The organism is Arthrobacter sp. K41, from assembly GCF_059089645.1.
The window spans coordinates 455,211-467,716 of sequence record NZ_JBNHEW010000002.1; the positions used below are offsets into that span (position 1 = coordinate 455,211).

Consider the following 12,506-nt stretch of genomic DNA (forward strand, 5'->3'; position numbering starts at 1 on the left):
AGTGGGTCGGTGGTCGGTGCGTTATGGTCTTCTCCCACGGGGGCGGGGAGGATCGGGCTAGAACATCCCTGCGTCTGTCGGGTCGTTTCCGCGGGTGGCGTTTGCGGGGAGCAGGGGTTTGCGTTCCGGGCGGTTGCGGCGCACCAGCTTGAAGAGCAGCGGCCACAGCAGGATGAGCCCCACGATGACGTAAATCACGACGGCGATCGGCTCGGTGAAGAGTCCGGCCGGATCGCCGGCGCTGAGCTGCAGGGTCTTGCGGAGCTGGCCTTCGATGCGCGGACCCAGGATCACGCCAAGGATGAGCGGCAGCACAGGCAGCCCGAAGCGGCGCATCATGAAACCCAGCGCGCCCAGGACCAGCAGGATCACCAGATCGAACGCCTGCAGGTTCACCGAGTAGGCGCCCAGCGTGGCGAAAAAGAGGATGCCCGCGTACAGGTACGGCCGGGGCAGCTGCAGGAGCTTCGCCCACAGCGGAGCCAGCGGCAGGTTGATCAGCAGGAGCAGCAGGTTGCCGATGAACAAACTGGCGATCAGCGCCCACACCAGGGGTCCCTGGCTGGAAAACAGCTGGGGGCCCGGCTGGATGCCGTAGGAGGTGAAGGCAGCCAGCATGACGGCGGCCGTGGCGTTGGTGGGCAGGCCGAGTGCCAGCATGGGGGTCAGGGTGCCGGCGGCGGCAGCATTATTGGCAGCTTCCGGACCTGCCACACCTTCAATGGCGCCCTTGCCGAACTCCTCCGGGTGCTTGCTGAGGCGCTTCTCGGTGACATAGGAAAGGAACGTCGGGATTTCAGCGCCGCCGGCAGGCAGGGCGCCGAACGGGAAGCCGAAAGCCGTGCCGCGCAACCATGGCTTCCAGGAGCGGCTCCAGTCCTTCTTGCCCATCCACGGCCGGCCAACGGGAATAACGTGCAGCGGGGTACGGCGAAGGTGTGCGGCCACCCAGAGGGCTTCGCCCACTGCAAAGATGGCCACGGCCACCACCACGATGTCCAGGCCGTCCGCGAGCAGCGGCTGGCCGAAGGTCAGGCGACGCTGGCCCGTGACGGAGTCCATGCCTACCAGGCCGATGGCCAGGCCGAGGCCCAGCGAGGCGAACCCGCGAAGCCGGGACGAGCCCAAAACAGCGGTGACGGCCAGCAGGGCCAGGACCATGATGGCGAAGTAGCTCGGAGCGCCAAGGCTGACGGCGAACTCCACCACGATGGGTGCGCAGACGGCGAGGAGGGCGGTGCCGATGGTGCCGGCAATAAACGAGCCGATGGCCGCCGTCGCAAGCGCCTGTGCAGCCCGCCCGGCCTTGGCCATCTTGTTGCCCTCGATGGCTGTCACCACAGACGACGATTCACCAGGAGTGTTCAGGAGGATGGAGGTGGTGGAGCCGCCGTACATGCCGCCGTAGTAGATGCCGGCGAACATGATGAAGGCGCTGGTGGGCTCCAGCGCGTAGGTGACCGGAAGGAGCAGGGCCACGGTCATGGCCGGGCCCAGGCCCGGAAGGACGCCGACGGCGGTGCCCAGAAGTACGCCGATCACGGCGTACAGGAAGTTCATGGGGGTGAGGGCGGTGGCGAAACCGTCCATCAGTGAGGACCAGACGTCCATTACAGGATTCCTTCCAGGAGTCCGGCAGGCAGGGCGATGCCGAGGCCGAGGTAGAAGCCGTAGAAGGTCAGCAGGGAAAGGGCGACGGAGATGAGCCCGTCCCGAACATAGCGGCGGCTGCCCAGTGCCAGGACGCTGCCCCAGAACAGGACCGTGCCGGAGATCACCCAGCCGGCCCAGTCAAACAGCAGGATGTTAAGGATGAACGCGCCTGCCAGGGGCAGGATGGTTTTCCAGTCAGCGGGATGCGTGAGGTCGATGTCCTCGCCGCCTTCCGCCTCGCCCTGGCCGCCCCGGATCACGTTGATGGCCAGAAGGACCGCGCAAACCACCAGCAGTCCGGCCACGATGTACGGAACCGTCTTGGGGCCCACCGGGTCCGATTGGGAGTACGGGGTAACCAGGCCGTTGGCGTCCATGAAGACCATGACGCCGGCCGCGCCGAGCAGGAGTGCAACCCCCAGCTCGGCGCGGCCCTTAAGGCCTGTGGTCAGGGAGCTCACGCCAACCCAAGCTTGGTGAGGACGTCCGCCACCCGCTTGTCCTGCTCGGTGAGGAACGTCTCGAACTCGTTGCCGGTGATGAAGGCGTCAGACCAGCTGTGGGTCTTCAGCGCTTCCTTCCAGCCTTCGCTTTCGTGCATCTTCTCAAGGGCGGCGATCATGGATGCCTTGTCCTCGTCGCTGATGCCCGGAGGGGCCACAATCCCGCGCCAGTTGGTGAACACCAGGTCGATATTGGATTCCTTCAGTGTGGGGGCGTCCACACCTTCAAGCCGCTTCTCACCGCTGGTGGCCAGGACCCGGACCTCGCCGGACTGGATCTGCTGCAGGAACTCGCCCGCACCGGAGGCTGCGAAGCCGATCTTGTTGCCGAGGATCGCAGGGAGGAGGTCGCCGCCGCCGTCGTACGAAACGAAGTTGACCTTGGTCGCGTCGATGCCGACTGCGCCCGCAAGCTGCATGGGCAGGAGGTGGTCGGGGCCGCCGGGGGATGAGCCGCCGCCCACGGAGATGGAAGCGGGGTCAGCCTTCCAGGCCTTCACCAGGTCATCGATGGTCTTGTAGGGGGAATCCTTACCGACCATGATGGCGCCCGGCTCTTCGATCAGGCGGGCCAGCGGGGTGGTTTCGGTCAGCTTCGACTCGGACTTGTTGGTGTAGCTCGCACCCACGACGCCCAGGCCCATGAGCATGGCGAGGTCGCCGTTGCCCTTTTCGTTGACCACGCGGGCCAGGCCTACGGTGCCGCCGGCGCCGGCCAGGTTGAAGACCTCGGTGTTGCTGGTGATCTTCTCGTCCTCGAGGACCTTCGCGGCCGCACGGGCAGTGGTGTCGTAGCCGCCGCCCGGGGTGTTGGGGACCATGATCTGCAGTCCGGTGATGGGCCCGGCGGCAGCGCCGGAGGTTTCCGGACCGGTGGAGCTCTTGCCGGTGGCACCGCAGCCGGTGGCCATCAGGGCGATGCCGGCGGCGACGGCGGCGACTCGCAATGCGCGGATCTGGCGCATGGTGTTCCTCTTCTCAGTAATGCAATTCGGTACAGGATGATCAGGGAAAGCTGATCTTGTCCTTTGATGCTAGGTTCGGCCGTGATGCCGGTCACTCTTATGTACGCAGAGAAAGTTAAGTTCATTGCGTTCACGTTTCCGGGGTCCCACACTGCCTGTGAAAGCAAAGGCCCCGGGACCGGCTCGGCTGCGGTCTTGGCTGGTTCACTCATGCCCTGCGGTATAGTTCCGATACGCCGGGAGGGGACGGGTGGCGAGCTCCTGCGCACCATCGCCAGCGGGCACGCAGAACAACCGACAAAGGAACCCCAGCAGTGACTCGTCGAAGAGGAATGTCCCTTGCCGGGCAGTACCTTGTGCTGCAGTTGCTGATCGTCCTGGCCGTTTTGGTGGCCGTGGTGGCCATTTCCCTTGCCCAGTCTGCTGCCGCGTTCGAGCGCACAGAGGGACGCCGGGCCCTGTCTGCCGCAGAGGCCTTGGGAAACAACCCGGCCGTACGGGCTTTGCTGCCGGATGCAGAACCCAGGATTGGTGCTGCCCTTCCTGCAGTGGCCGAATCCGTCCGGACTGTTTCGGGATCGTCCCACGTGACGCTCGCAAAGACAGACCTCACCGTGGTTGCCGCCTCCGATCCGGGCCTGCTGGGAAAGCCCCTGGAACTGGGCGCCAGCAGGGTGATGGAAGGACGGGCCTGGACCGGCGTCGTGGGTGAAAGCGGCAATGCCGTCCTGTCCGCCCACGTGCCCGTACTCGATGACGCCGGAAAAATGATCGGCATCGCCTCTGTCAGCCGCGACTACCCCTCAACTTTGGAGCGGCTGGGGGATGCCGTTCCCAACCTCCTGACCTATCTGGGCGTCGCAAGCGTCCTGGGCGTGGCGGGATCCCTGCTGCTGTCCCGGCGCGTCAAACGGCAGACCCTCGGCATGGAGCCCAGCGAAATAACCGGGCTGGTGGAAAACCGTGAAGCCATGCTGCACGGGCTGAAGGAAGGCGTGGTGGCCCTTGATCCCCACGAACGCATCACGGTGGCCAATGACAGCGCCCGGACACTGCTGGGACTGCCGCCGGATTGCGTCGGGAGGAAGCTGGCCTCCCTCCCCCTGGACCCCGCACTGAAGGCGGTGCTGACCCGCGAGCAGCAGGACCCGGACCAGCTGGTGCTGGTGGGGGAGCGCCTGGTGGTGGCGAACCGCGTCCCCATCCGCTCGCGGGGCCGCGACATCGGCTCCGTCACCACACTGAGGGACCGGACCGAGCTGTCTTCCCTGGAACGCGAACTGGGCGCCACCCGGACCGCCACCGACACCCTGCGGGCGCAGGCCCATGAGTTCGCCAACCAGCTGCACGTCATCTCCGGCCTGATCCAGATCGGCGAATACGACTCCGTGGTGCAGTTCGTCAACGGCGCCACCGTGGACCGCACCAGGCTCAACGATGAAGTGACCAGCCGTATCCACGACCCTGCGCTCGCCGCACTGCTGATCGCCAAGTCCAGCCTAGCCACGGAACGGGGAGTGGCACTGCAGCTCGATCCCGAGTCCGCCCTGGGACCGGTCAGCGACGACCTGTCGCGGGACCTCACCACGGTGGTGGGTAACCTGGTGGATAACGCGTTCGACGCCGTCACCGGCCTTCCGGGCGCCGCTGTCCGGGTGCTCGTAGAGGACGCTGCCGGCATCGTTACCGTGACTGTCCGGGACAACGGCGCGGGCGTTCCCGCCGAGGCTTTGGACGATATCTTCCGGCAAGGGTTTACCACCAAGGAAGCGGCGCCAACCGACGGCCGCGGCTTCGGCCTCGCCCTCTCACGGGTGGTCTGCCGGCGCTCCGGCGGCGACCTGACGGTAGCCAACGACAATGGGGCAGTCTTCACCGCACGGTTCACACGAAGTACAGCCCAGCTCAAAAGAGGTAAAACACAGTGATCAAGGTGCTGATCGTCGACGACGACTTTATGGTGGCCAAGGTCCACGCCGGGTTTATCCAGCGCACTCCCGGGTTCGTGGTGGTGGGAGTGGCCCATACCGGCGCCCAGGCCGTGGTGGAGACCGGGCGGCTGCGGCCCGACCTGGTGTTGCTGGACATTCACCTGCCGGACATCAACGGGCTGGACCTCATGCACCGGCTGCGGGACGTTGCCCCGGAGCTGGACGTGCTGGTGATCAGCGCGGCCCGCGAAGTGGAAACCGTGCGCAAAGCCCTGCGCGGGGGTATTGTGCACTACCTCATTAAGCCGTTTTCGCAGTCCGACCTGCAGGAACGCCTGGAGCACTACCGAAGCGCGTACCAGGGCCTGGATTCCGCCAAAGACGTGGCCGAGCAGTCGGACGTGAACCGGGTGTTCGGCCTTGACGGTGCTGGTACGCAGGCCGAGCGGCCGCTTCCGAAAGGCTTCAGCATCGAGACCCTCAAGCTCGTGGAAGCAACCCTTAACGCGGCCGAAGGCGACCTGTCCGCGGCTGAAGTGGCGGAACAGCTGGGAACGTCCCGGGTCAGTGCCCGGCGGTACCTTGAATACCTGTATGACGAAGGGGCGCTGGAAGTCCGGCTCAAGTACGGAGTGGGCCGCCCGGAACGGCGCTACGTCCTCAAGGGCCAGTAGACCGCGCTGATAAACCAGTGAACCGCGGCAAAGCGATCAGTGCAGGAGCGTGTTGATCAGGCGGGCGGCGACCTTTGCGGTTCTGCCATCGATATCAAGCCCGGGGTTCAGCTCTGCCACGTCCAGGTGCAGCAGCTTCCCGGACCGCGCCACCTGGCGGCACACCGCGCTGATGACCTGCAGCGGGACGCCGTAGGCGGCAGGTGCGCTGACGCCGGGGGCAACGGCCGCCGGCAGCACGTCAAGGTCGATGGTCAGATACAGGACGTCAATGTCCCCGATGAAGGCATCCACAAAGTTCCGGACGCGTTCCGCAGAGCAGTCCTCGTCCAGCAGGTAGCGGACGCCCAGCTTCCCGGCAGTGTCGAAAAGGGCCCGTGTGTTGTTGAGTTCGGAAATGCCGACGACGGCGTACCTGAAGTCGCGGCCGGCGGCGGCTTCCGCGCGTGCCATCTGGAGGAACGGCGTGCCGGAGCTGGCTTCGGTTTCATCACGCAGGTCGAAGTGCGCGTCCAGGTTCAGGACTCCCAGCCGCTGGCCGCCTTGGACAGCGGCCGATCCGGCCACCCCCAGGTAGCTTGCGTAGGCGGTTTCGTGGCCGCCGCCCAACACTACGGGAAGGTGCCCGGCGTCGAGGATCGCCGTCACTGCATGGCCGGTGCGCTCCTGGCCCGCCTCAAGGCCGGTGCCGGCCACCACATCGCCGGCGTCCGAAACGGGTCGGTCCAGGTGGAACGCCAGCGGTGCGAGGGCGGCGCGCAGGGCTGCAGGCGCGGCGGCCGCACCCGGCCGGCCCTTGTTCCGCCGCACGCCCTCGTCACTGCAAAACCCGAGCAGGACGGCAGGATTCGCTCCTGCCGCTGTTGCATTGCCGTCGTCGTATGGGGTGACCGCCTGCCACCAGCGGCGGTGCTCGGCGCCGTCGCCATCGAACCTCCCCTTCCAGGGCTTCGGCGGGACGTCGACGGCAGGGAGGAAGGCAGGCATGCTCCAAGCTCACCGTATGCCGCCGACGAAAACCAGCAACTCCGCCGTCGCGCCGTCCGGAATCCAAGAATCCGGTTCCGCCGAATCCGAAGGGATATGGTGGAGCAATCCCTTCCGGGGACTGACATGCCATTGCCGCGCCAGCAGGGCGCACCGATCCAGGCCGGAGAACAGCAACGTGTTTGAAGCCCCCAATATCCTGTTTGCGGCCGCGGGCCTTGCGGTGTTTACCGCCGCGGTTCTCCCCAAGCTGCTGCGCGATATGCCCTTTTCCATGCCCATGGTCTTCCTCGGCGCAGGGATGGGGGCGTTCGCCCTGATCCCCACCCTCCCCGACCCGGACCCGATAGTGCACGGCGACTTCGTGCTGCACCTCGCGGAAGTCTGCGTGATCATCTCCCTGATGGGCGCGGGGCTGGCGCTTGACCGGCCGGTGGGGCGGAAACGCTGGTCCACCACCTGGCGGCTGCTGGGAATCGCCATGCCCCTGTGCATCATCGTGCTCACCCTGCTGGGGCTGTGGTTCCTCGGCCTTGGCCTGGCCGCCGCCCTGCTGGTGGCCTCAAGCCTCGCACCCACGGACCCTGTACTGGCGTCCGAGGTGCAGGTGGGCGAGCCGGCAGACCACGACGACGGCACCAACAAGGAGGACGAGGTGCGGTTTGGCCTCACCTCCGAAGCCGGCCTGAACGACGGACTGGCCTTCCCGTTCGTCTACCTCGCCATTGCCATCAGCGTCGTCGGGTCATCCCCGTCAGCCTGGTTTCCGGAATGGTTCGGGGTGGACGTGCTGTGGCGGCTCGCCATAGGGCTCATCCTGGGATTCCTTAGCGGCAAGGTGCTGGCCCGGATCTTCTTCTCTGCACGCGCCGAAAGCCTGCGGCTCTCCAACCACTCCGAAGGCTTTGTTGCGCTCGCGGCCACGTTCCTCACCTACGGCCTGACCGAGATGATCGAGGGCTACGGGTTTATCGCTGTGTTTGTCTGCGCTGTCACCATCCGCGGCGCTGAACGTACCCACGGCTACCACCGGGTGCTGCACTCCTACGTGGAGCAGTTGGAACGGCTCCTGACGGTGGTGATCCTGGTCCTGCTGGGCGGTGCGATTGCCCGTGGGCTGCTCGAAGGCATCGGCTGGGCGGAGGTGCTTGTTGCCTTGGCATTCCTGCTGGTGGTCCGGCCGCTGGCAGGCTGGCTGGGGCTGGCGGGCGGCAAAACCGGGCCCCGTGAGCGGATTGCCCTCTCGTTCTTCGGGATCCGCGGGATCGGCTCGCTCTACTACCTCTCCTACGCACTGGGCAAGGGCAACTTCGCGGACCAGGCGGAATGGCTGTGGGCTTTTGTAGGCCTGGTGGTGGCGCTGTCCATTGTGATCCATGGCGCCACCACCTCTCCGCTGATGAACCGGCTGGACAAGCTCCGCGAGAAGAAGGCCCGTGCGGTATCCGGTGATGAAGGGTTGGCTCCCAACACTCCGGTGTAGCAGGAGCTTGTTCCCTGCTACATGCCGATGGCGGCCTCAATGGGGCCAATGGCGAAGAACAGCAGGAACGCCCCGGCCACTGCCCACATCAGCGGGTGGATTTCCCGGATCCGGCCCTGGACGGTGCGGATCAGGACGAATGCGATGAAGCCGGCCCCGAGGCCGTTGGCGATGGAGTAGGTGAACGGCATCAGCGTGAAGGTCAGGAAGGCCGGAATCGCGATGCCCCAGTCCTGCCAGTCGATCTTGCCCACCTGGGAGACCATCATGAAGCCCACCACCACCAGGGCTGGGGCCACAGCCTCGAAGGGAACCAGGTTGATCAGCGGGGTGAAGAACATGGCCACCAGGAACAGCAGACCGGTGACGATCGAGGCGACGCCGGTGCGGGCGCCCTCACCGATGCCGGCACCGGCCTCCACGTAAATCTGGTTGGAGGACACGGAAGCCCCTCCGCCGGCGATCGCGCCGAGCGCATCCACCTGCAGGACCCTGTCGACGTCAGGAATATTGCCGTGCTCGTCCACCGTGCCGGCCTCATTCGCCAGGCCCACCATGGTGCCCATGGCGTCGAAGAAGATGCTCAGCAGGATGACGAAGGCCAGCAGCGTGGCGGCCACAAAGCCCAGGTGTTCGAAGGCGCCGAACGGGTTGGCCTTGCCGATCAGGGACAGATCGGGGGCAGCCCATTCGGAGAACGTCGGAGCCACCAGGGACCAGCCCTGAGGGTTGAAGGGTTTGCCCGGCTGGACACTGGGGCCGATGTGCAGTGTCATTTCCAGGATCACGGCAATAACGGTGGACGTAATGATGCCGATCAGGATGGCACCCTTGACCTTGCGCACCACCAGGGCGATGGTCAGGACCAGGCCAAGAACAAATACCGCGGTGGGCCAGCCCAGCAGCTTGCCCTCAAAGCCAAGCCCAACCGGCACTGTGGTGCCTGCCACGTCCGGGATGCGGCGGACAAAGCCCGCATTGACCAGGCCAATCAAGGCGATGAACAGCCCGATGCCCACCACGATAGCCGTCTTAAGCCCCTCAGGTACGGCCTTGAACACCGCTGTCCGGAAGCCTGTGAGCACCAGGATCAGCATCGTGACGCCGGACAGGACCACCAGGCCCATCATGTCCGGCCAGGTGAGGCCCGGGCTGGTGGCTACGGTGACCGCCACGAATGCGTTGACGCCCAGCCCGGTGGCCAGCGCGAACGGATGCCTGGCCCAGGCTCCCATCAGGATGGTGAGGATGCCGGCAACAAAGGCCGTGACCGCGGCGACTGCCGGGAACCCGAGGGTGTTGCCGCTGGAGTCCGGAACGGAAAGGATCAGGGGGTTCAGCACCACGATGTAGCTCATGGCGAAGAAGGTGGCGAAGCCGCCGCGGATCTCGCGGGAAAGGTTGGAGCCGCGCTCGGTGATCATAAAATACCGGTCCAGGGCAGAGCCTTGCTTAAGCATTAGTCCTCCGGGGGAGTCTTTGGGGATACCTGAATCCTATGGGGGCTCCGGCAGGGTCCCCGACAATTTCGCCTAGTCTGTTAGGAAGCCAACACAGAGGGAGCAGTCCAAGCATGCGTTCCATCCGCCGCCAGTTACTGAGCTTTGTCCTCGGGTCCTTCGTTTTTGCTTCCGCTGTCCTCGGCGTGGCCGGGCCCGCCGCGGCACATGACGCCGCTGAATCCAGCACCCCCGCCGACGGCGCTTCGGTAGCGGTGCCGCCGGAACAGGTGTCGGTGGCCTTCAACAACAACCCGTTGGGCATCGGCTCATCCTTTTCCGTCAAGGATGCCTCCGGCGCGGAGTGGGCGGACGGGCCGGTGGACATTGTGGACAATGTGGCCAGCCAGAAGCTGAAGGCGGGCGGCCCGGCCGGGCAGTACACCGTCACGTGGCGGGTGGTCAGCTCCGACTCGCACCCCATCGAAGGGACGTTCACTTTCACGGCTTCGGCAGCAGCGGAAGGTGCTGCAGCGTCAGAGGGTTCGACGGCGGGAGCGGCCGTTCCGGGGATGGGAACGGCCCAGCCGGGAGTGACAGCCGCGCCGGAGACTGCCGGCCAAGGGGAGCCGTTCCAGTGGAGCATCGTTATTTTCGCCGCAGCAGCAGCAGGTTTGCTTGCCGCCCTGGCCATCCTTGCCCGCCGACGGCTTGCCGCGGGCGCCGACCACGAGAGCTGACGGGCGCTAGCAGGGCAGGATCGCCAGGCTTCCGGTGTGCGGGGGAGCGTCGGCCGCAGGGTTGACCTTTGCGGAAATGGCCAGGCCCACGGTCTTCGCCTGGCGCAGGGCCTCTTTAGGAGACGGTGTGATCAGTTCTCCCACACCCACCAGGTAGATGCCGATGGCCCGCATGGCAGAGACGAGGTTGCGGCCCACTGAGATGCCGAAGTCGTTGATCATGCGCCGCAGCTGGCTGTGGGCGCAGCGTGTGAGCACAATGTGGTCTGTCACCAGAATGCCGGTGGGCGTATGCACCTCCCACTGCGGGACAGTCGCGCCACCGCACTTGCCGTCCACCATGGTCAGTTGTACGGCGCGTGTGCTGTTGCGGACATCCACGTCGTGGCTGGCGGCGTAGTTGCGCAGGTGACGGAGGATCTCGTTCCGCTCCCGAAGGGTTGCCGAATCAGCCGCGTCGCAGCGCTGCAGCGAAGCTGTGTTGGCCGGCTGGGCGGCCCCCAGGATGTCCAGTCCGTCCACCACTATGGAATCAACCCCGCGGCGGCACAGCTCGGCAGCCACTGCCAGGCCGGACAGGCCGGTGCCAATAATCACAGTGGTGGTCTGCTCGGTCCCGGCATTCCCAGGCATGCTTGACACTACAGTTTCCTCCTTCGAAGCTTCGGCGGGTGCGGGCGTCCTCGCCCGCGCGCGTTCCGTTACCCCCAAAGTCCGGCCGCAGTGCATTGCCGGGCAGCTCTGACAGGAAGAGGCAGTAGGCGTCCCGGACCAACAATGTCCTGAAGACTACAGAAGATTTGCAGCGCTGGATAGCCCAATCCGAAAAGATTCCACTGCAGGTGAACACGCTTTCCTGAGCCCTGCAACGAGCCTGTGGATAAGTTCCGGTTGCGGGTCTGAACAGGCTTGCTAAGCAACGGCGGACAGAGAATAGTGAGAAATGGAAGCAGGTCCTCCCGGGCAGCTGCGGCTGCAAAACGGGTGCACAGGGAACGGCCCCGCTTCTGGCAGAATAGCCGCAACATCAGGCAGTATCGCAAGGAGGCGGCCCCATGGGCGCACAGGAGTTGCATCCGGACCCGGCGCGGGACAACGGCGGATCGCATGCCGCTCCCGACGGGATCGTTGTTGGCGTTGACGGGTCGGACCACGGCCAGTGCGCCTTGGTCTGGGCTGCCAGGGAAGCCCAGCGCCGCCGTCGTCCATTGCACATCGTTACCGCCTACTCGGTACCGATCTTCGCGGCGTCCGGCCTGGACGGCGGATACGCCACTGTAGATGACTCAGTGATCCGCGAGGGCGCCGAAGCTGTGGTCAGGCAGGCACTGGACAAGGTCGCCGGCTACGACATTGAGGTCAGCGCTTCGGTGGAAAACGGCGACGCGTCCGGCGTGCTCCTGGAAATGTCCCAGACAGCGGAACTTCTGGTGTTCGGTACACGCGGCCGTGGCGGCTTCGTGGGAAGACTCCTTGGTTCAGTTAGCAGCGCCCTGCCGGCACACGCGAAATGCCCTACAGTCACCGTGCCCCTGGTCTGCGCGGACCGGCTGGGCGAAACCACCGAGGACCGTCGGGTCAGGGCCGAGCAGGCCAAAGCCGGGCACCAGCGCGTGGAAAACGTGGTGGTGGTGGGTGTTGACGGCTCCGAACAGGCGCGGGTTGCTGTGCTCGAAGCCGCGGACCAGGCTCTACGGCTGGGTGCATTGCTCCGGGTGGTCTGCGCGGTTCCGCAGTACAGCGGCTCACTGGCCTGGGTTCCCGCCCCGATGGACCGCAAGGCACTGTTCGCCGATATTCAGCTGACCCTGGAGGCAGGCATGGCCTGGTTGCGGAGCCACTATCCCAACCTGTCGGCGGAATCCGAACTGCTGGACGGCTCGCCGGTGGACGTGCTGGTGGAAGCAAGCCGGCACGTGGAACTGGTGGTCGTGGGAACCCGCGGCCGCGGCGGCTTCACCGGCATGCTCCTGGGGTCTACTTCCGACGGGGTCCTCCATCACGCCAAGGGCCCCGTCATGGTGGTCCCTGACCGCGAGGACCCGCGCCTTGCGGACCGCGCCCGGTTCGGGCCCATCCTCGGCGCAGCCTGATCACAACATCTCGGAGGGAGCGTCACCGTGGCCGCCTA

At 65.8% G+C, this 12,506-nt stretch carries 11 protein-coding genes; 5 read left to right on the top strand and 6 right to left on the bottom strand.

All coding sequences use genetic code 11. The annotated features are described in order from the left end of the window. Positions 1 to 57: 57 nt before the first annotated feature. Genes AC5RTE_RS06470 through AC5RTE_RS06480 form a run of 3 tightly spaced genes read right to left on the bottom strand, consistent with a single transcriptional unit; the run spans position 58 to position 3,121 of the window. Entirely contained in the window at positions 58 to 1,611 is a 1,554-nt protein-coding gene (locus AC5RTE_RS06470) for a tripartite tricarboxylate transporter permease (RefSeq protein WP_494040575.1), read from the bottom strand. Beyond that, positions 1,611 to 2,114: a tripartite tricarboxylate transporter TctB family protein gene (locus AC5RTE_RS06475; protein ID WP_494040576.1), complete on the bottom strand. Its 504-nt coding sequence runs from the start codon at positions 2,112 to 2,114 to the stop codon at positions 1,611 to 1,613. Before AC5RTE_RS06475 ends, AC5RTE_RS06470 begins: the two co-directional genes overlap by 1 nt. Next, entirely contained in the window at positions 2,111 to 3,121 is a 1,011-nt protein-coding gene (locus AC5RTE_RS06480) for a Bug family tripartite tricarboxylate transporter substrate binding protein (protein WP_494040577.1), read from the bottom strand. Before AC5RTE_RS06480 ends, AC5RTE_RS06475 begins: the two co-directional genes overlap by 4 nt. 332 nt (positions 3,122 to 3,453) lie before the next feature. On the opposite strand from AC5RTE_RS06480, the gene AC5RTE_RS06485 reads away from it, so the two are divergent. Together AC5RTE_RS06485 and AC5RTE_RS06490 are read left to right on the top strand one after the other, a co-directional pair. After that, positions 3,454 to 5,049, top strand: a complete 1,596-nt coding sequence (locus tag AC5RTE_RS06485; protein ID WP_494040788.1) for a sensor histidine kinase — start codon at positions 3,454 to 3,456, stop codon at positions 5,047 to 5,049. Beyond that, complete coding sequence (locus AC5RTE_RS06490) at positions 5,046 to 5,726, top strand: response regulator (protein ID WP_494040578.1); 681 nt, start codon at positions 5,046 to 5,048, stop codon at positions 5,724 to 5,726. The genes AC5RTE_RS06485 and AC5RTE_RS06490 overlap by 4 nt, the downstream gene beginning before the upstream one ends. A gap of 36 nt (positions 5,727 to 5,762) precedes the next feature. Here AC5RTE_RS06490 and hutG read toward each other — a convergent pair whose 3' ends face one another. Beyond that, positions 5,763 to 6,713 carry a formimidoylglutamase gene (gene hutG / locus AC5RTE_RS06495; protein WP_494040579.1) on the bottom strand — a complete coding sequence of 317 codons (951 nt, stop codon included), beginning with the start codon at positions 6,711 to 6,713 and terminating at the stop codon, positions 5,763 to 5,765. Positions 6,714 to 6,891: 178 nt separating this feature from the next. Here hutG and AC5RTE_RS06500 point away from each other — a divergent pair, with 178 nt between their 5' ends. Then, positions 6,892 to 8,196: a cation:proton antiporter gene (locus AC5RTE_RS06500; RefSeq protein ID WP_494040580.1), complete on the top strand. Its 1,305-nt coding sequence runs from the start codon at positions 6,892 to 6,894 to the stop codon at positions 8,194 to 8,196. Between the two features lie 17 nt (positions 8,197 to 8,213). On the opposite strand, the gene AC5RTE_RS06505 is transcribed toward AC5RTE_RS06500, so the two are convergent. Continuing rightward, the gene (locus AC5RTE_RS06505; protein WP_494040581.1) at positions 8,214 to 9,656 is read right to left on the bottom strand and encodes an NCS2 family permease; all 1,443 of its coding nucleotides are present in this window, start codon (positions 9,654 to 9,656) and stop codon (positions 8,214 to 8,216) included. 113 nt (positions 9,657 to 9,769) lie between these two features. On the opposite strand from AC5RTE_RS06505, the gene AC5RTE_RS06510 reads away from it, so the two are divergent. Continuing rightward, positions 9,770 to 10,375 carry a copper resistance CopC family protein gene (locus AC5RTE_RS06510; RefSeq protein ID WP_494040582.1) on the top strand — a complete coding sequence of 202 codons (606 nt, stop codon included), beginning with the start codon at positions 9,770 to 9,772 and terminating at the stop codon, positions 10,373 to 10,375. A gap of 6 nt (positions 10,376 to 10,381) precedes the next feature. On the opposite strand, the gene AC5RTE_RS06515 is transcribed toward AC5RTE_RS06510, so the two are convergent. Next, a complete protein-coding gene (locus tag AC5RTE_RS06515; protein WP_494040789.1) occupies positions 10,382 to 11,008 on the bottom strand; it encodes an NAD(P)-binding protein in 627 nt (208 codons plus the stop codon). Positions 11,009 to 11,430: 422 nt separating this feature from the next. Between AC5RTE_RS06515 and AC5RTE_RS06520 the strand changes: the two genes are divergently transcribed. After that, on the top strand, positions 11,431 to 12,468 hold the full coding sequence (locus tag AC5RTE_RS06520) for a universal stress protein (protein WP_494040583.1): 1,038 nt from the start codon (positions 11,431 to 11,433) through the stop codon (positions 12,466 to 12,468). The last annotated feature ends 38 nt before the right edge of the window (positions 12,469 to 12,506 follow it).